18 protein-coding genes and 1 pseudogene are annotated in these 17,978 nt (G+C 46.9%); 4 read left to right on the top strand and 15 right to left on the bottom strand.

The window, feature by feature from the left end:
- Positions 1 to 164, bottom strand: a pseudogene (locus QUB70_RS26145) (RNA-guided endonuclease TnpB family protein); the annotation flags it as partial.
- Between the two features lie 100 nt (positions 165 to 264).
- Positions 265 to 1,194, bottom strand: a complete 930-nt coding sequence (gene pheA / locus QUB70_RS26140) for a prephenate dehydratase (RefSeq protein ID WP_332984395.1) — start codon at positions 1,192 to 1,194, stop codon at positions 265 to 267.
- Between the two features lie 208 nt (positions 1,195 to 1,402).
- Here pheA and QUB70_RS26135 point away from each other — a divergent pair, with 208 nt between their 5' ends.
- Entirely contained in the window at positions 1,403 to 1,981 is a 579-nt protein-coding gene (locus tag QUB70_RS26135) for a DUF1997 domain-containing protein (RefSeq protein ID WP_332984393.1), read from the top strand.
- A gap of 269 nt (positions 1,982 to 2,250) precedes the next feature.
- On the opposite strand, the gene QUB70_RS26130 is transcribed toward QUB70_RS26135, so the two are convergent.
- The 5 genes from QUB70_RS26130 to pgl form a co-directional block, all read right to left on the bottom strand.
- On the bottom strand, positions 2,251 to 2,703 hold the full coding sequence (locus tag QUB70_RS26130) for an FHA domain-containing protein (protein ID WP_332984392.1): 453 nt from the start codon (positions 2,701 to 2,703) through the stop codon (positions 2,251 to 2,253).
- 474 nt (positions 2,704 to 3,177) lie between these two features.
- Entirely contained in the window at positions 3,178 to 3,915 is a 738-nt protein-coding gene (locus tag QUB70_RS26125; RefSeq protein WP_332984391.1) for a PRC-barrel domain-containing protein, read from the bottom strand.
- Positions 3,916 to 3,972: 57 nt separating this feature from the next.
- On the bottom strand, positions 3,973 to 4,461 hold the full coding sequence (locus tag QUB70_RS26120; protein ID WP_332984390.1) for an FHA domain-containing protein: 489 nt from the start codon (positions 4,459 to 4,461) through the stop codon (positions 3,973 to 3,975).
- Between the two features lie 82 nt (positions 4,462 to 4,543).
- A complete protein-coding gene (locus tag QUB70_RS26115) occupies positions 4,544 to 5,389 on the bottom strand; it encodes an FHA domain-containing protein (RefSeq protein ID WP_332984387.1) in 846 nt (281 codons plus the stop codon).
- A gap of 193 nt (positions 5,390 to 5,582) precedes the next feature.
- Complete coding sequence (gene pgl, locus QUB70_RS26110; RefSeq protein ID WP_332984386.1) at positions 5,583 to 6,302, bottom strand: 6-phosphogluconolactonase; 720 nt, start codon at positions 6,300 to 6,302, stop codon at positions 5,583 to 5,585.
- Between the two features lie 650 nt (positions 6,303 to 6,952).
- Between pgl and QUB70_RS26105 the strand changes: the two genes are divergently transcribed.
- Positions 6,953 to 8,302, top strand: a complete 1,350-nt coding sequence (locus QUB70_RS26105) for a hypothetical protein (RefSeq protein WP_332984384.1) — start codon at positions 6,953 to 6,955, stop codon at positions 8,300 to 8,302.
- A 615-nt stretch (positions 8,303 to 8,917) separates the two neighbouring features.
- On the opposite strand, the gene QUB70_RS26100 is transcribed toward QUB70_RS26105, so the two are convergent.
- The 5 genes from QUB70_RS26100 to QUB70_RS26080 all read right to left on the bottom strand — a co-directional run bounded on the left by QUB70_RS26100 (position 8,918) and on the right by QUB70_RS26080 (position 12,709).
- A complete protein-coding gene (locus QUB70_RS26100) occupies positions 8,918 to 10,084 on the bottom strand; it encodes an LptF/LptG family permease (RefSeq protein ID WP_332984382.1) in 1,167 nt (388 codons plus the stop codon).
- Positions 10,085 to 10,165: 81 nt separating this feature from the next.
- Entirely contained in the window at positions 10,166 to 10,894 is a 729-nt protein-coding gene (gene lptB / locus QUB70_RS26095) for an LPS export ABC transporter ATP-binding protein (RefSeq protein ID WP_332984381.1), read from the bottom strand.
- 172 nt (positions 10,895 to 11,066) lie between these two features.
- A complete protein-coding gene (locus QUB70_RS26090) occupies positions 11,067 to 11,537 on the bottom strand; it encodes an LptA/OstA family protein (RefSeq protein WP_332984379.1) in 471 nt (156 codons plus the stop codon).
- 226 nt (positions 11,538 to 11,763) lie between these two features.
- A complete protein-coding gene (locus QUB70_RS26085; protein WP_332984377.1) occupies positions 11,764 to 12,201 on the bottom strand; it encodes a DUF309 domain-containing protein in 438 nt (145 codons plus the stop codon).
- Positions 12,202 to 12,346: 145 nt separating this feature from the next.
- Positions 12,347 to 12,709: a ferredoxin-thioredoxin reductase catalytic domain-containing protein gene (locus QUB70_RS26080; RefSeq protein WP_194012549.1), complete on the bottom strand. Its 363-nt coding sequence runs from the start codon at positions 12,707 to 12,709 to the stop codon at positions 12,347 to 12,349.
- A 384-nt stretch (positions 12,710 to 13,093) separates the two neighbouring features.
- Between QUB70_RS26080 and QUB70_RS26075 the strand changes: the two genes are divergently transcribed.
- Complete coding sequence (locus QUB70_RS26075; protein WP_332984375.1) at positions 13,094 to 13,318, top strand: hypothetical protein; 225 nt, start codon at positions 13,094 to 13,096, stop codon at positions 13,316 to 13,318.
- Positions 13,319 to 13,497: 179 nt separating this feature from the next.
- On the opposite strand, the gene QUB70_RS26070 is transcribed toward QUB70_RS26075, so the two are convergent.
- The 3 genes from QUB70_RS26070 to QUB70_RS26060 form a co-directional block, all read right to left on the bottom strand.
- Positions 13,498 to 14,940 carry a DUF2079 domain-containing protein gene (locus QUB70_RS26070; RefSeq protein WP_332984374.1) on the bottom strand — a complete coding sequence of 481 codons (1,443 nt, stop codon included), beginning with the start codon at positions 14,938 to 14,940 and terminating at the stop codon, positions 13,498 to 13,500.
- 120 nt (positions 14,941 to 15,060) lie between these two features.
- On the bottom strand, positions 15,061 to 15,315 hold the full coding sequence (locus QUB70_RS26065; RefSeq protein ID WP_332984394.1) for a hypothetical protein: 255 nt from the start codon (positions 15,313 to 15,315) through the stop codon (positions 15,061 to 15,063).
- A complete protein-coding gene (locus tag QUB70_RS26060) occupies positions 15,209 to 16,426 on the bottom strand; it encodes a DUF2079 domain-containing protein (RefSeq protein ID WP_332984373.1) in 1,218 nt (405 codons plus the stop codon). The genes QUB70_RS26065 and QUB70_RS26060 overlap by 107 nt, the downstream gene beginning before the upstream one ends.
- Positions 16,427 to 16,553: 127 nt before the next feature.
- Here QUB70_RS26060 and dxr point away from each other — a divergent pair, with 127 nt between their 5' ends.
- On the top strand, positions 16,554 to 17,744 hold the full coding sequence (dxr, locus tag QUB70_RS26055; protein ID WP_332984372.1) for a 1-deoxy-D-xylulose-5-phosphate reductoisomerase: 1,191 nt from the start codon (positions 16,554 to 16,556) through the stop codon (positions 17,742 to 17,744).
- The last annotated feature ends 234 nt before the right edge of the window (positions 17,745 to 17,978 follow it).

Here is a 17,978-nt window from a genome sequence, read left to right as displayed (position 1 = left end):
CGGTTCATTTCATTGTAACTAACATAACCCCATCCATAAATAAAGCTCTGACGAATGACGTAATTGGCGGCATTGTAGAGGTTTTTGGACAAGAAAGCTAGTTCGTCTATCTGGGCGAAACGGTGTTCCGTGGATTTGATGATGTGCCTCTGTGTTAGCTGCATTTGAGACTTACGTTCTTTGAGTTGTGCGTATTCCTTGTTCAACACTCATAGCGGTATGATACCATTATTGTTTATAATTGCTTATAAACTCAATGAAGTTTTACAATACTACTGACAGTACGGTGTAGCAACCAAAGATTTTTAAAGTTTCAGTGTGATTTTTTAACTCTTCTAGTGCCTGCCGAACTAATGCAGAGCACACATCGGCTTCAACGTCCATAAAGAAAATATACTCTCCGAGCGATCGCTTTGTCGGCCGAGATTCAATGCGACTTAAGTTAATACCGCGACTGGCAAATACTTGCAAAGGTTTTACCAGTGTTCCCGGCATATTGGCAGGTACGCTAAAAGCTAGTGACGTGTGAGTACAATTAGGCGGTGAAGCATTGAGGTGCGAGTTAGCGGTTGGTTTGGTGGCGGATGTAATTGATGAGCCGTCTGTTTCTGGGGCGTTGCCCAGTTTTCCTGCATCCGGGCCCAGTACCCAAAATCGAGTGTAATTGTCGGGATAATCATTAATCGGGCTCGCTAGCACGGGCAATTTGTAGAGTTCGGCAGCTCTGGGGGAAGAGATTGCCGCTACACTGCTGTCTTGCAGGTACTGCAACGCTTCCGTGGTTGAATTCGCCGGAATCAACTCAGCCGCTGGGATAAATTGGCTCAACCACAACTGACACTGAGCTAGCGCTTGGGGGTGAGAGTAAACTTTTTGAATCTCGTTAAAACTTTGAGCATTTGACAGCAGTGCGTGGGAAATCGGCAAAACCAAGGCGTGTTTAATTCGCAGTGCATCCAGCCGCCACAGGGTGTCTAGCGTTACTGTCACGCTACCTTCTATGGAATTTTCCACCGGCACAATTGAAAAATCAACCAGCCCAGAGGCAGATGCCTCTAGTGCCTGAGAAATGGTGGAATAAGGGCACAGGGTGCATTCAGAGTTAGTTTCTTGGCTCAACCACTTGACATAAGCCAGAGCGGCTGTTTCTGCATTAGTACCTATAGGGCCCAGATGTGAGATCGAAATTTTCATCATCAGTAATTTTACGTTACAACTGTTTGCTTTCCTTTCATCAGCCGCGAAGTATGATGAAAATTAGCTTGAGTCCCGAAAGCTTTTATCCGTTATTTCTCGGATGACATTGCCCTAGTACGCAAGTTAAGGCGCGGACTTATATCACCTTAAAAAGGTTATAGTTTATTAAGATATGCTTACGAATCCTATATTTTGATATCTTCTCATGTATACCCGCTTTAATTCTTCCCAATCCGTTGAGATCGCCGTACCCGATGAACGGGTTCCCATTCAACATTATCTGCGCCAGCCGAGGCGATTGGTGAACGCTTTAGTCGATCGAACTCGCACAGAGCAACTAAGCGATGACTGTTTCCGCCTGAAAATGCGGCCGTTACAATTTATGATGCTGAGCATTCAACCCACAGTAGATATGAGGGTATGGGCACAGTCGGACGGCACAATCAATTTGGAGTCCGTCGCCTGCGAAATTCTCGGCGTGGGTTATGTAAACGATCGCTTTGCTCTCAATCTCAAAGGAAAGCTTTGCGCGCACGAAAGCAGCGGGGTAACGTACTTGAAGGGAAAAGCGGATTTGCAAGTGCAAGTAGAGTTACCGCCGCCGTTTTGGCTGACGCCCAAACCGATTTTAGAAGCAACGGGCAACGGTTTGCTCAAGAGCGTACTGCTGAGCGTCAAACAGCGGTTGATGTACCAGTTGCTCTCGGATTACCGCCGGTGGGCAAACAACGAAACTGAGGTAATATCAAGCGATATCCCCCAAATCTTATCTGTAGAAGGTTGAGATATTACTAGAGAAGCTGTTAATTAATTTATCGGCATAAGCTGTGGAGCATTTAAAATAGTATTGTAGGGTGCGTCAGCCCTTTCTAGTTTCCCTTGTAAGCGTAAGTGTTCTAGCTGACGCACCCTACAGGCCTCTAGAGAAGCTGTTAATTAATTTATCGGCATATTTGGCCAAAAATCAGTGGAATTGCCCAGATATTAGTTAGACGGTGGAATTGCGTACCCTGAGTTTTGTTTGAGTTTGCCCCAGGCATAGATAGCGACCGGTCAGTCAATATCGGTTTGAGTCAGCGCTGCCTCTTCATCGTCTTCGATAATTCCCACACCCAGAGACCAAGCAGTTGACTCGTCTTTTAAAACTTCGTCCTTTTGGGGGACTTCGCGCTGCGGTGTCGCGGTTATTTTGCCCGGTTGATTCGTCGCGCCCACCCCAATCCGGATTTTTGGCCCGGAATTGCCCAAGCGAATCGTCATCCCGTCAGACACTGACACCTGAGCGATCGGTTTATCATCTACATAGGTGCCGTTAGCACCAAAATTAATAATTTCCCAGCCATTGGCGTGATTCCAGAGCTCTACGTGGTGGCGGGAAACTACAGCGCTGTAAATAATTACATCATTGTCGTTCGATCGACCGATCCGAACCACCGATTCGGATTCAAAACACCAACTTTGAACTGGGACAGACTGGATAGGATGTAGCAGAGTTAAGGTAATCACTGATCTTTTGACACTCCGCCACCAGACAGAAACGGGGATACTTCAAGATAGACTTTTTGGGATACAACCGCAAATAAATTAATTCTTAAAAGCGTTGTAAGTGCACTGCTACTCCCTCTAGATAAAATCCTTGTTGGTTGTATCTCGCATCTTGCACCCTTCTCAACAACAGGCAAGATGCCTGTTCCACAAAGAGTAGATTTTATTGTGGAGTGGGCATCCTGCCCGCCCGTAAAAGGCTTATTAACAATGGTGCAAGATGTGAGTTGTATCAAACAGCATAGGTCTTTTTGAGTTGCTAACATTTTCCTTATCGATCCGATATCTTTAAAATACAATGCTTGGATTAGCAGTGGAATTTTGAGCGAGAAAGCCTCAATCTCATACACCAAAAATACCGACATTCCTGGCTGGCGCCACTCCAAAAATGAGATCGGCAATTAGTCGCAGGGCGACGGTGCCGAAGCCCGCAGTTTAGAGCAAATCCGACTCTGGTGGCTCCGGCGGCTCTGGCGGTGCAGATTCATGCCTTTGCCGCTTCAACTCTGCCACTTTTTCTTGAGCTACATCCCTAACTTCTAGAGCTTTATCTTGGAGTTTTTCCGCCAGACTGCGAGCGTTCCGCTTGACGCCTGCCACATTTTTGAGAGTTCTATCGAAATCTTCGTGTAAAAATTCTGCTACCTGACCGACTTTTTTGTGCAGTCCCTCCGCGTACTCCTGGGGTTCGGATACAGCAGTCTCAGACACGATCGCCCGCTTGCTGCCGATCGTCGAAATAGCTGACACCGGCAACAAGTAAATCCCGTCTAAAACGCCGCGCCAGCCGCTCGATTTAAACAGGTAATCGGTAACAGAACCAGTCCGAACGTCAAATAGGTAGTCAACCACCGTACCTGCCTTATTCCCAGCGTCGGTGAGCACCTCAAGTCCGATCGGACAAACAGCTTGTTCCGGCTGAGGCAATTCCGGCAGTTCCGGGTTAATGGTGACAAAAACATTTTCGCCCACCGTATCAACTTGGGCCCAAGCGAACCAAGTTTTTTTGCTACCCAAAAGTCCCGACTTGCAAGTAAAGCCGATCGCCCGCTGGGAGGGAGCATCGAGCCAAAGCCGATCTACCCTGCCGACCTCTTCCGCCGTTGAGCGGTCGATCGTGCGACGGTTGAGTAGTTCGCTGCGTTTAACAATCTGTTGTTGTGATGTACTCATAAAATAAACTCCTGAGTGCCGCCATGCGTAAAATGTCGATCGTCCAAAGATGCCGATTTAATATTTTTCTTCCAAATAAGGGCGAGTATTTTCTGCCTCCGTTAAGTCATCCTCTTCCCTGGGAGTGCCAACTTCTTTTTGTTCGGGAACAGGAATCGTGCTCGCGAGCACGCCCCCGGAGGGAGTGTGAACTGCCGCATCCCTTGGCTTGACGCTAGTTTGTCCTAACTGGGCTGAGGACTGACTCGGCCCGACATTGATTTGAATTTTCGGGCCCGATCGAGCCAAGTGAACGATCAGACCGTCCACAACCGGAACCTTAGCGACCGGCTTACCATCGAGGTAAGTGCCGTTTGTACCTAAATTTATCAGTTCCCAAGTTATGCCGCTGCGCCGCAATTCGATGTGGCGGCGAGAAACCACAGCGCTAAAAAGAACGACGTGGTTTTCGGTCGATCGCCCGATCCGGACGACCTGTTGGTCTTCAAAGATCCAACTGCGGACGGGTATAGACTGGAGTGGATGTAGCAAGGTCAGCTTAATCACATTGGCAGCATTGAGTTTTGGTAGACCACCTCAAGATGCGATTTTAGATTTTAGACTTTCGATCGCCCAATCCAAACTCGATCTAAGAGATTTGAAATAGAAACGTAACCAGGTCACCTTTGCCCAGAGAGATGCGGTCTCCCGGTCGCAACCGGTGTCGGTTTCCCTTGGGTAGGGGAGTATTGTTAACGTAAGTGCCGTTAGAACTGCCTACATCTTCTAGGTAGCAAGCATCTCCCTCCACCCGGACATTGGCGTGTATCCGAGAAACTATCTCAGAATTAGCAAATCCGGAAACATCAATATCCGGCGGCACTAAGTCATTTGGCTTGCCTATGTGAACCACAGACAGACTGTGAGGCAATTCCATCGGCGTATTTGTCTGAACGTGTAGCAGGCGGGCAGACTGCTGTTGCAGTTGAGTTTTAGCCACACCTGCGGGCTGTGGGCCGGGAACAGGGGGAGAGGTATTTACTGCTGTTGCCACCGATTCAGTTGTAACAGGAACCGAGGGCAAAGGCGGGGGATCTGGAATCGCACTCGTGGTGGCGGGAGTTTTTTCCAAGTTCGGCCCGTTATTTGGGGTAACTACAGGTTCCATTGCCGTCGGGGGTTCGGCGTTCGGCCCGTTATTTGGGGTAACTACAGGTTCCTTTGCCATCAGCGGTTCGGTTTGCGCTAAATTCGGCGCCGGTGGCGATACCACTGTGGGGCCCACAGACGAGGCTGACGGTACTGTCAACTCAAGTTCTGGGACGTAGGAACCCGGACGCAAGTTAAAGCCGCACTGACCGCAAAATGCTGCATCTGTCTGAACCGCTGCACCGCAGTTCGAGCAACTTGCGGTAACTGGTAAAGGCGTGTAGCAAGCCTCACACTGGCTGGCCCCGTCCGGGTTCTGGTGATTGCAATTGGGACAGACAATCATCGATTTCTCCTTGCTATCGGCCAGATTTTCAAATCAGCCTCATAAAAATAGTCGTGTATATGGTCAAATTTTAACTTTAACCGCTGCAATTCTTATACTGCTTCGCTAATACTAGCAACTGACAGCAGCGCCGTGATGGGCTTTCTTTAGTTAGTGATAGTGCTGACTGTGTTGACCGGAGAGACTCTCTCGGCTATTTTGCGGAGGAGCCAGCAGCCGCATCGAGCAGCCACCAAAGTTCGCCCTCTGGTTGAACGAGTCTGGCTGGATAGGTCATTTCGTCGGCTGCGGGGGCAAAAATTTGAGCGAGGGCGGGTTGTTTGCTGGCTCCTGCCACCATGAAGATGACGCACCGGGCTTTGTTAATTAAGGGGACTGTAAAGGTGATGCGGGGTTGGCCGTCTTTGTTACCGACAGTTACTAGGGCGTCGCGGACTTGCAAGGCTGCTGTGCCGGGAAATAGAGAGGCTGTGTGGGCGTCGTCCCCTATGCCCAACAAGATGATGTCGATCGCGGGAAACTCGCTGTCGGATACTTTGAAGAACTGCTGCAATTCGGTTTGGTACGCCTCGGCGTCGGCTGCGGGGTCGCCGGCGCCTGTGGGCATGGGGTGGATGTTGCTGGCGGGGATGTTTACTCGATCGAGCCACGCGAGGCGCGCCATTTTTTGATTGCTGTCCGGGTGTTCTGGCGGAACGTAGCGTTCGTCGCCCCAGAAAACGTGAATTTTGTCCCAAGGCAAATCTTGGGCGACTAGCGCTCTGTAGAGCGGTTCAGGTGTGCTTCCGCCCGCTGCGGCGATCGTACAAATTCCGCGTTCTGCTATGGCTGCGAGGATTTTCGACAAAACAACCGCGAGCGATCGATCTATTAATTCTTCCCGATTTGCTAATACTTCTACTACTTTTTTCATCAATTTCCTCTCAACTTTCGTTGGGTGTTGTTCTGGGCAATTGCCAATTTTGCCTTGACATTTTGCTTAGACATTTTGCTTTGAGGTCGATCGGCTGACACGCCCGGCAGGCCGGACACCGCGTCAAATCAGATTTTATCATCTTATGCCCCTTCTTTTGAGGAAAGCAACACATATTTCTACCAGTGCTTAATATATATTCACCTGTTGCATCGATCTTTCTGTGGCAACTTTTAATCAAAAGCCCGATCGCATTTACCCCGCGACAGCAAAAACGATCGAGATTGATGTGGTAGACTACAAAAAATAGTTTTAACTCATGCGAACGGGAAGTCCCGCACTCTATCTGTTTACAGGATGAGTGACGGGATGAAAGCGCAGCCCGAAAATAAATTGAGTGATAACGAATCAATGATATGATAGGTGCATCTTGACCATTATCTCCCAATGCAAAAACCAAGCTGAACGGGACGTGTTGCAAGAAAAAATATGGGTCTTAGGAACTAGGACGACCGCCTGTGGAGGGACGGTAAGACTACTTATCTTTTCGTAGATAAAAGCACATCCCGATGAATCAGGAAGCCAGTGCTGTATGCGGAGCATTTCTAGTCTGGTAGTTCACGTCCGCACGATCGGATGGAAGCAAAACTATGTCAAGTTTTAAGCGATTCCCTACATCTGTCCGCTATCTGATAGCGCGGTTGCGCCACTGGATGCAACCGGCGGTTTGGGCTCCGCTAGCCGTGCTGTGTGCGGGGGGGTTATTTATCTGGGAAGTGTCCGTACATCCAGACAGGTTGAGCATAGATGGCGAAGAAGTAGCAGCCTCAAACAATCCAGCTTCGCTCGCGGGGCTGTCTGCTGAGGATAGCGCCATTGCGGCTGAAATCGACAGCTTACCGGTGCTAGTCAATCAGTTCAATAGCTCTAATTCGGAAGAGAAGTTGTTTAATTCATCAGTAGTCAAAGGCAGAGGTTTATTCGACGAAATTCGCGATCGCCGCGAGGAAATTCCGCAGCTATCTTCAGCCCCCAATCCTGCGACGCGCAGCATATTTTTGCCCTTGCCAAATTTAGCAAATCCTGCTGTCGGGGCTGCAAACAATAACCCGCAAAATTCCAGCTTGCCAAGTTCAAACGCGATATCAGCTCCCAGTTTATCTGGCAGTGGGGGACTGTTTTCCGGGATAAAAACGATCGAGCCTGAGTCTGGGAGTACAGCGACAGCAACTTTATCCCAGGCGTCGAGCGGTGCTAATTCAGGCAAACAAAACGAAAATCCTCTGCCTTTGAGTCCGCTGCAAGCAGCTATGAAAAAATACGTCCTTGCTAACACTTCGTCAACGGCGGCGGCTCAGAAAACTGCAAACTCAGTTCAATTGCTCGATCGACCGGCTTCCGCTCAGCCTCCGGCAAATCCGGCAAATTTGCTCCCAACGACCGCTACACCTCAAGCTGGAGCAAATCCTGTGAATGTTCCCGCAGCACTTCCCTCACAGGAGGCTCCGACAAATACTATTATCAGCGAATCTCAACAATTCTTAAACCCGGCAGCTACAGCCCCTGAATCATTTTCCGGGTTAAATTCCAGAGTACCGAGCCTCCCCGAAATTAATGCCAGCCCTGCGACTGTAGCTTTGCCAAAAAATCCCTACCAAACTAATTTATCCGGTTCCGGCTTGACACCGGAAGCTGCATCAGGGGCACTTCCAGTCGCCACACCTTCGCCAATACCGCTACTTCCCTCCCCCGGGACGAATGGGATTGGCCCAAGCAAGATAATTAGCCCTCAATTCTCTCCCAATTCAGCGAATTCTCAGTTTGAAACACCTCAATCGAGTCAGCTTAATTTACCGGGCCAGCCGAACTTTGGAGCGGTTCCCCAAAACACCAATCAGGGCGGGCAGCCAATTCAACCGCAACCTTTTTCTACACCCCGCTCCCTGACTCCGGGACGCTACATTGGCGGCGGCGAAATCAATACTTTTTCTAATCCTTAAAGGAAGCAAGTTCGGCAACGGATTATTTAACGGATTTAATGGATTTAAGGGATGACTTTAGCTGTAGGGTGCGTCGCCCTTGAGAATCCCTAAATTTGACAGACAATCTCACAGCGACGCACCTGACAAAATAGACCTCTTGCAAAAATCCTTTTAATCAAATTCTGGAACGGGCAAGATGCCCATTCCACAAGAAAAAAAAATTGTGGGATGGGCATCTTGCCCGTCCTAGTTATTTTTGCAAGAGGTCTAATAGTTGAGTAAACAAATCTAACACTTTTTTGTGGTCAATACTTCGGACAGTTTTTTAACGGCCCTGTAAGCCTTACGGAGGAAGCCCTGCCATTTTTAACGCATTTTCTGACACTTAGCGCTGGACTTAAACCTTGAAAAAATAGTCCAGCATATAGCCAGCAAGGGTTTTGGACACTCGACTATATCTAAAACTGTCCGAAGTATTGTTGTGGTAAGACTTTTTAGAAATGATATCAGGTGCGTCGCTATGAGATTGTCGATATTGAGTTAGGGATTTATCGCAGAGCGACGCACCCTACGACTTTGAATTTTCCCAATTACAAATTACCAATTACCAATTACCAATGTCATTGGTAAAACTTACCTAGAAGCGGCCCGCGCCAACAACAATCCCCCGATTCCCAAGCCAAACATTATCGGCAGCCAAGCCGACAGAATCGGAGTCAAAACAGCTTTCACGCCCATAGAACTGGTGATGAAAGAAAATACGTAGTAAGTGAAAATCACAACTACGCTAATACCAAAACTCGTTCCTCTGCCGGAGCGGCGCGGTTGAGTTCCCAAAGCGGCTCCCGCTAAACCAAATACCATGCACACGAAAGGAAAAGCATATTTTTCTTGAATTCGCACTTTGAGTTTGCGAATTTGCGGTTCGTCGCCGCTGTTTTTAATGATATCCAAACGCTCAGACGCTTGGGCAATGTTCATTTCCTTGAAATCCCGCACTCTAGCAGCTAAATCTAAAGGTGTGCGGGGGAGCTGCAACTGCTGGTGTTGAAACCTAACTATATTGCGGTAAGAGCCGTCAGGAGCTACTATATAAGCGGTTCCGTTGAAAAAATCCCAGGTGTTTTCTGAGGGATTCCAAGTAGCTGATTCTGAAGAAACGATTTGATTGAGGCCAGGGGTGGAGCGATCGATAATTGTTAAACCTTTCATTCGCTGACCGTCAAACTGTTCTGCATAAAAAAAGCGGGCCAGGGTTTCGTCGCCACCTTTTTCTGGTTTGCGAAATTCTGTGTAGATAATATTTCTATCTTGAAATATCGGTTTTTCTCGCTTCAGGGCTCTGTCTAAAGTCAGAGTAGCTCTGTAGCTGGCGGCGGGTACGACTAACTCTTGCAAAGCAAAGGTGAAGCCGGCAACAATTAAACTCATAATCACTGCGGGCATTATCAATCGGTAAACGCTAACTCCGCAACTGCGGAGGGCGATGAGTTCGCTGTCGCTGGACATTCGGCTGTAGGCCATTAAGGTTGCTAGCAGCATTGACATCGGGAAAGCCAATACTACAAAGTACGGAATTTGCAGCAGAAAAATTTCTAGGGCGGCGCTGTAGGGGAGACCTGCTTCTGCTACTCGGCGTACTAATTCAAATAAGGCTCCCACTGTGACGGCGACGGATGTAAATAGTCCGACGCCAAATAGAAATGGGCCGATTAGTTCTTTGGTAATATACCAGTCCATTACCGATATTCTCGGCAGCCAGTTGATGGAATTGAAAGATTTGGATATTGCTATTTTCATACTTTGGGGTTTTTGCAGTTTGCTCCTAAAGCTAAAATTAAAATTCTAAATTCTCAAATTCTGCTTTCTGGTTTTAAAAGACTATCGCACGAAGTTGTCACCTAAGTAATACTGTCGCACTAAAGGGTTGCTGTAGAGTTCTTCTTCAGCCCCGGAGGCTAAAATTTGGCCGTCTCGCATGATGTAGGCTCGATCGGTAATTTCGAGGGTTTCTCGGACGTTGTGATCGGTGATCAGGATGCCAATTTTGCGATCGCGCAGTTTGGCAATAATGGTTTGAATTTCGTCTACGGCGATCGGATCGACGCCTGCAAACGGTTCGTCTAAAAATAGGAACATCGGGCCGTCTCGCCCAGCGGCTAAGGCTCTCGCCAGTTCAGTCCGCCGCCTTTCTCCCCCAGAGATTTGAATTCCCAAACTGGATGCTATTTTTTCTAAGCGAAATTCTTGCAGCAGGAAATCGACTCGCTCTTTCCATTCCCCACAAGGGACTTGAGTTTGTTCTAGGACTAACAAAATGTTGTCGCGCACGCTCATGTTGCGGAAAATGCTTGCTTCTTGAGCGAGATAGCCTATTCCTAAATGCGCTCGCTTGTGCATCGGCAATTTAGTGATGTCTAAATCGTTGAGCCAAACGGTGCCTTGATTGGGTTTTTCTAATCCGGTTGCTATGTAAAAAGTTGTGGTTTTGCCGGCACCGTTGGGGCCGAGGAGTCCTACGATTTCTCCTTGGGCTACGGAAAGGTTGACGCGACTGACTACATGGCGTTTTCCGTAGGATTTGTGAATATTTTCGAGTACGATTTTCATTTTCGCTGAGGCAACTTCTACCAGCTAAATTTCAGATTGCGGGCTTGTGCGATCGAGTCTCTAATTTAAATTTTACCTTTTCAAGTTTGTGAGTTTTATAAAGACGAAATTTCGCATCTATCCCAAGTAGTATCTTTTGGCTGAGGCGAAATTTCGCTGCTGCGAGCCACTGTTACCGGGGGGCTGTAGTTGGACGTTGGGAGCCGACTGCATTTTGGGCGGCTGAATCTTGTTCCGGGGCAACCAGATAAACAGATTCTACCTGTCCTGGGTTGTCTGGCAGGGCAATAAACCGCCCTTCGTCGATGAGGTATGTTATGGTTTCGCCGCGCAGGCTGTTGCCCTGCTGCAATACGTAAACATCTCCGCTGAGAATGATCCGGCGCTCGCGGCTGAAGTATTGAGCTTGAGCTGCGGTTGCTTGTATTTGGCGGGCTGGATAGTTGATTTGGACGTTGCCGCGGGCTGTCACGATGCCGGTTTTGGAGTCGGCTTCTTGAATGTCCGATCGCACGGAAAGAGTGCGGGGCGGCCCGGCTTGCGGGTAGGTGGGAGAGGCGATCGCGCCTGCCAGAGTCAGGGGCAACAGCAGCGATAATCCTTTGAATATTCGGGAATTGAGTAGTTTAGCGGAGGGCATCATAAGCTTGGAGCCTCAAAATTTGTGAAATTGCTGAAGGGCACGATCTCCAGTTAGGTATTTTATCTTAACGGCCAGAAAGATTCCCGCGCTTGTCGATCGATTGACCCGGGAGTCTCAACCAATTATCCTAGCATCCGATTTTAGATTTTAGATTTTGGATTGAAGAATTGAAGAATTGAAGTATAACCCCAACTTTTTGAAGAAGTCGGGGTTCTGGCTATTGATTTTATTGCATTTCCACATCGATTTCTTCCGACTTCCATTTCTCGAATGCTATAATTCGCGGCAATTGCAAGCCTGCAACTTCTGTACCTGCAAACAAAGGTACAAATTCAGCTACTTTTTCCGGGCCGGCTTGTTGCAAAGCGCTCAAAAGTTTAGCACTTTGTCCGAGCAAGTCTTCAACGGCAATTCCGGCATAACTCGGCTGATAATAACTGAGCCGGTTTATTCCTTCTCCCAGCAAGATTACTGCACCGCGCCAGTTTTGATTTCCTAAGTGATAAAGCGCGACGGCAATTTGCAATATTCCCTGATAAAATCTTTTTCCCGGCTCGCCTGCTTCCATCCACAAAGCCTCTAAAGTATCGTGACAAGCGTAAAAATCCTGGCTGTTAAACTGTTCGATACCTTGCCAAAACTCGATCGGCATTTCCTCTGTCATTCGATTGAATATGGGGAATTTTGGATTGGGGATGCGTGTTTGAGTAGGCGGGTAGACTTTTTTTTAATAGCTAAGTCTTAAAAATAGGAAAAATAACGACCTGTTTTCAAAACTGCTGCCAATTCACAACCGCCTACTTAACCGATTACATAGTCTCTCTGACAGCTTGAATCTGATCCATTCCAATTTCCTGATTAGTACCGGCAAAATCGTTATCTGGCGTCAGAAATAACATACAGTGACACTCTTTGCGCTCGCGCATGGGAATGCAGGGACAGTTCCAGTAGGCGGCTTTTACTTCGGCTTCTTTATCTTCGTAATGGCGACAAGGGCATAAGGGAGCGCCTAGTTCATCCTTGTGTTTGGCTAGTCCTTCTATCACGACAGCAGTGACCGAAGGCTCGGAACAAAAGTAAGTTCCCGTGCGCTTGGCATAGGTTTCGGAGAAATTCTTCATCGCCTCCAAAGTTTTTTCATTGGAGAGTTTAGATTTTTCTGTTGTGTTCATAGTTTAGGATCGGAGTTGAGGATGCTACGAGCTTTTGACAATTGTAGCGCAGAATGTGATTTTAAACACTTGTATATTTCTGTTTACTTACAAGGAGGAAAATCTTGACAAAGATTGAGTTTTAGGTTGTCGGTTTTTTAGTGATTTTTCTGTATCCCTCCCTGGGAGGGATACTGGCGGCACACCCGGTTTTTGGATCGGCCAAAAGATTGGGGCGATCGATCGCCCTCAAAAATCATCCCCCAAAGGGGATAAAATAGCACGGCGCTCTGTCTGTGACGGCTAGAGGACGGCATCTGATGGCAACTTCCCCAACCCACCCGCGATCGAAAATCTCCTTTCTCTGGGCTGATTTGGCCCGCTGACACCGAGTTAGTCGGATTAGTGTTTGAATTGACTCTCCGCGCTGCTAGCTATCTGTACGCGCAGTATGCTATGGGTTTGCACGCTTGGTTTTTAGGTCAAGTGCAGCAAAGTGACCCGGATTTATCGCAACTTCTGCACGGTGAACAATCAGAAAAAGCCTTTACTATTTCGGGATTGGAAGGTGATTTGCGAGCAGGCGGCAAAGAATTTCAGCTTTTGGGCGATCGAATTTATCGCTGGTAAGTAACAGGACTTTCTTAGTTTTGTGACTCCTACAAGCTTTCGCAGCAAAGGCAATCATTTCCCTTTACCAGTTCTCGAAAAAGTTTTTTTTACAGTCCCGATATAGTGCGTCCAGGACTGAATGAGATTTGTTTTACGAACCGCCAAGGCGCAAAGGGCGCGGCGGAGGAAAATCTGATTTATTTGTTATGATTTTGGGTAAATAAATATATGTCGTCTCGCTGATATTTGAGTTGAAATTGAGGGGTGTTTTGTAGTTTAGTTACTAAGTTTTTAACAAATGCTCGATCGCTCATCCAGCCGGGATAGCGCAAATTCAGCAATACATACTCAAATTCTGCGAGATTTGTCGGTGGCGAATGAGCCTGAGTTAATTTTACTACAGGGCGGTGCGTTAAGTGCGGAGCAATTTGAGAAGTCGTTAAAACACTGCCTTTGGTTTCCACAAGAGAAATTGCCTCTCTGGTAGCTGGCAAACTGGCGAGCGAATCTAAATAAATAGTCCAAAAATAGCCGTATTTTGCTAAAGCTAAGAAACCAATCACCGACCAAATTACAATGACTCTAGGCAATGGATAATTACGAATTGGCAATCTATCAAATATTGTCTTTCCCTTTTGCTGATTCCTAGCTGCTAAACTTGAAATTACGGCAGTTAACAAAAATGGTAGTATTGGAAGAGAATACTGATGAATTAAATCGCGCTGAGCGGGGATATCTGAAAGAATATTCATCGCCAACATCGGCACAGCACTAATTAAAGGTGACAAATGACGTGGCGAAAGCCACCAAATTACAGGCAATACCAATAACGCTAAATATTCAAAAGTATCCCAAGAAAACAAACGCGCTAAAACTAGATTAGGTTTCAATATTAAATTAACAGCAATTTCTAAAACTGAATGACCCAAATATCCATATCGCGCGACTCCAGCGTGTTCTCTTCCCTGATTGAAATACGGTATCACTGCCTGAGTAGCTATCAGGAACCAACCCGCGCCGAGAAATAGAGCTATCAGCCCACAATTGCGTTTTTTGTCAAAACACAACAGCCACAAACCCATCGCAGCCACAGTTAAAGATAGCACGGCTTTGCAGCTCAAAACTAATACAATAGCAGCACAAAACCACAGGGTTTTATTAAGTCTGGCGGCTAAGATTGCTGCTAGCAGTGCTGGTAAAGCAATTACTTCTGGGTGGAAGTCGAAGAGATTGAGATTAAATACTAATGGATAGAGGAGGTAAATACAGGCGATCGCCCGAGATATGCTATTGTTTAATCCGGCTTGACGCGCCAAACTCCAAACTGGCCATGCACCTAAAGCTAGGGAAACAGCTTGCACTAACAACAGCCAATGAACGTCGGGATATATTTTGTAAAGCAAAGCCACAGGATACATCACCCCAGCAGCATGATTTCCCATGTGGTGAATTTCTAGAAATGAGGAAAATGGCGTTTGTCCCTGGCTGATTAGATACGCTACTTGGTCGTAAATTCCTAGTTCAAAAGCGTTGGATTCAAACAGGGCGTGTCGCGCACTGCTGAAAAGGAAAAATATTAGGGATACGAGGGCGATCGACCAAATTACAGGATGATATTTTAGATGTTTAAAATTGCTCATAGTCTTTGCCGGGGCGGGTTTACTAAATTAATTGATGGGCTTTTTTGAAAGAGATTGGTGAACCTGCCCCCTACAGGAATTACGGTTGATTCACCGGACTTTATATGACTTATTATCATACTAATTGCGGATTTTTTCAAATAAAAAAACATCATCTTGCTGATAACTTATTTGAAACAAAGGAGATTTTTTAACTCGACGATCAGCTACACTCACGGCAGTATCCGCCGTATCGTGCCAAGGATGGCGCAAATTTAGCAGTATGTACTCAAACGCTAGGGCAACAGCTTGCACTAATAAAAGCCAATGAACATCGGGATATATTTTGTAAAGTAAAGCTAGCGGGTAGAAAATAAAGGCTGCGCGATCGCCCAAAATGTTGATTGCCATTAAAGAGAAAAATTTTGTTTATTGTTGCTTTTTTCGAGATGACTGCTAAAAATAAAAATGGAATTACTGGCACTGAATACTGATAGGCTAGGCTGCGTTGAAATGGCAAGTCAGAGAGGATATTGATGAGCAGGGTAGGGATGGCAGGAATTAGCGCTGTTAGATATTGTAGCCGTAGTTTGCGGGAGAAGGGCAATAGCACCCAAATCACAGGTAAGGTGAGGATAAATAAATATTTGAATGTATCGAAGGAAAGGATTTTTCCTAATACTAACTGTGGCTTTAATAGGAGATTGATGGCAATTTCTAGCACGGATTTGCCTAAATAGCTGTAGCGCCCGACTCCGGCGACTTCGCTACCGCTAAAGAAGGGGATGATTTTCTGGGAAGCAATCAAAAACCAAGCTGCACCGAGCAAAAGTCCGATCGCCCCGCACCGTTGCTTTTTTTCGCAAAAAAACAGCCATAAACCCATAGCAGCAACGGTTATGGACAAAACCGCCTGGCAACTCAAAACTAACAGAATAGCGGTAGAAAACCACACAATTTTATTTAAACGCGCCGCCAAGATTGCTGCCAAAAGTGCGGGTAAAGCGATTACTTCCGGGTGAAAATCAAATAAATTGATGTTAAATACCACCGGATAGAGCAAATAAATCAATGCGATCGCGCGGGATTGTTCTTGATTCAAACCGGCCAAACGCGCTAAACTCCAGCTAGGCCAAGCCCCCAGGGATAAAGCAACTGCTTGTACCAACAGCAGCCAATGCACATCCGGGTAGATTTTGTACAGCAAAGCTAGCGGATAGTAGATTACCGCTGCGCGATCGCCCAAAATATGAATCCCCATCAAAGAAGAAAAAGGCGTTTGGTTTTGGCTGATGAGGTAAATTGCTTGGTCAAAAATTCCCAAATCGAAAGCAGTTGATTGGAATAAAGCGTGCCGTAAACTGCTACACAAAAAGAAAATTGCCGCAGCAGTAGCGATCGCCCAAACCAAACTCGACGGTAGCTGCGATCGACTTTCCTCTATATTTTCCGCGATCGAGACGCTGATGTCCTCACGGTCATCAGCAAAATTTTCCCTATTCTGCATTAAATCTGACACGGGCTGACCACTCAAAATATGATTTCCTCGAATGTCCTTTCCACGCAATAGTTAACTGCTAATTTTAATCCCCGCAATCGTAATATTAGAATAGCCCACAAAACATTAAACAATTGTGAAAGCAATAACTCTTCTCGGCTCCACAGGCTCCATCGGCACTCAAACTCTGGATATTGTAGCTCAGTACCCCGATCGATTTCGGATTGTCGGGTTAACCGCAGGACGAAATGTAACGTTGCTGGCACAGCAAATCCGCCAGTTTAGACCGGAAATTGTCGCGATTTGCGACGAAGATAAATTACAGGAATTGCAAGAGGCGATCGCAGATATCGACCCTCAACCTATTTTACTTGCGGGCGAGTCAGGCGTTGTCGAAGTTGCCAAATACGGCGACGCTCAAGCCGTCGTCACTGGCATAGTTGGCTGTGCTGGTTTGCTGTCAACAATTGCGGCAATTGAAGCAGGCAAAGATATCGCCTTAGCCAATAAAGAAACATTAATAGCTGGCGGCCCCGTTGTCAACCCCTTAATCGAAAAATACGGCGTTAAAATATTACCGGCAGACTCGGAACATTCGGCAATTTTTCAGTGCCTGCAAGGCTTACCTGCGGGAGGTTTGCGGCGAATTATTCTCACAGCTTCGGGCGGTTCTTTTCGAGATTTGCCGATCGACAAATTAGCAGAAGTAACAGTAGCAGATGCTTTGAAACATCCGAATTGGTCGATGGGGCAGAAAATCACGATTGATTCTGCTACTTTGATGAATAAAGGATTAGAAGTAATTGAGGCTCATTACTTGTTCGGAATGGATTATGACGACATTGATATTGTCATCCATCCCCAGAGCATAATTCACTCGTTAATTGAGCTGCAAGATACCTCTGTTTTGGCGCAGTTGGGCTGGCCTGATATGCGGTTGCCGCTGCTTTATGCTTTGTCTTGGCCGGATCGAATTCCTACAGATTGGCCGCGGCTGGATTTGGTAAAATCTGGGGATTTGACTTTCCGAGAACCAGACCACGAAAAGTATCCCTGTATGCAGTTGGCTTATGCGGCGGGACGTGCGGGAGGTTCGATGCCTGCGGTGCTGAATGCGGCAAACGAACAGGCGGTAGCGCTATTTTTGGAGGAAAAAATCCAGTTTTTGGATATTCCGAAATTGATTGAGAAGGTGTGCGATAAACATCAAATCGATAACTGTGCAAGTCCGGTTTTAGACGATATTTTGGCAGCGGATCGGTGGGCGCGGCAGGAAGTTTTGGCAAAAAGTATGGAATTGGGCGATCGTATTCTTTCGGTTCGCTAATTCTTAGATGCAGACGGCGGTTTAAACCGCGTCTATACAAACAAAACCCGCATCCGCGGGTTGAAGAATCGGCGGTGAAAATTACGTTATTTTATGCAGTTAATTCTTAGATGCAGACGGCGGTTTAAACCGCGTCTACACAAACAAAACCCGCCTTCGCGGGTTGAAGAATCGGCGGTGAAAATTACGTTATTTTATGCAGTTAATTCTTAGATGCAGACGGCGGTTTAAACC

This window comes from Microcoleus sp. A003_D6 (assembly GCF_036702825.1).
Taxonomy (GTDB): Bacteria; Cyanobacteriota; Cyanobacteriia; order Cyanobacteriales; family Microcoleaceae; genus Microcoleus.
Note: the sequence above shows the minus strand (reverse complement) of the source record. Positions and strands in the feature narration are given on the sequence as shown.

Bases quoted from the DNA above. Each gene is read 5' to 3' on its own strand.
- QUB70_RS26070 (WP_332984374.1), bottom strand. From the start codon at position 14,940: ATGAGCAATTTTAAACATCTAAAATATCATCCTGTAATTTGGTCGATC.
- QUB70_RS26135 (WP_332984393.1), top strand. From the start codon at position 1,403: ATGTATACCCGCTTTAATTCTTCCCAATCCGTTGAGATCGCCGTACCC.
- QUB70_RS26105 (WP_332984384.1), top strand. From the start codon at position 6,953: ATGTCAAGTTTTAAGCGATTCCCTACATCTGTCCGCTATCTGATAGCG.
- QUB70_RS26090 (WP_332984379.1), bottom strand. From the start codon at position 11,537: ATGATGCCCTCCGCTAAACTACTCAATTCCCGAATATTCAAAGGATTA.
- pgl (WP_332984386.1), bottom strand. From the start codon at position 6,302: ATGAAAAAAGTAGTAGAAGTATTAGCAAATCGGGAAGAATTAATAGAT.
- QUB70_RS26115 (WP_332984387.1), bottom strand. From the start codon at position 5,389: ATGATTGTCTGTCCCAATTGCAATCACCAGAACCCGGACGGGGCCAGC.
- QUB70_RS26100 (WP_332984382.1), bottom strand. From the start codon at position 10,084: ATGAAAATAGCAATATCCAAATCTTTCAATTCCATCAACTGGCTGCCG.
- QUB70_RS26085 (WP_332984377.1), bottom strand. From the start codon at position 12,201: ATGACAGAGGAAATGCCGATCGAGTTTTGGCAAGGTATCGAACAGTTT.
- QUB70_RS26080 (WP_194012549.1), bottom strand. From the start codon at position 12,709: ATGAACACAACAGAAAAATCTAAACTCTCCAATGAAAAAACTTTGGAG.
- lptB (WP_332984381.1), bottom strand. From the start codon at position 10,894: ATGAAAATCGTACTCGAAAATATTCACAAATCCTACGGAAAACGCCAT.
- QUB70_RS26125 (WP_332984391.1), bottom strand. From the start codon at position 3,915: ATGAGTACATCACAACAACAGATTGTTAAACGCAGCGAACTACTCAAC.
- QUB70_RS26060 (WP_332984373.1), bottom strand. From the start codon at position 16,426: ATGCAGAATAGGGAAAATTTTGCTGATGACCGTGAGGACATCAGCGTC.
- pheA (WP_332984395.1), bottom strand. From the start codon at position 1,194: ATGAAAATTTCGATCTCACATCTGGGCCCTATAGGTACTAATGCAGAA.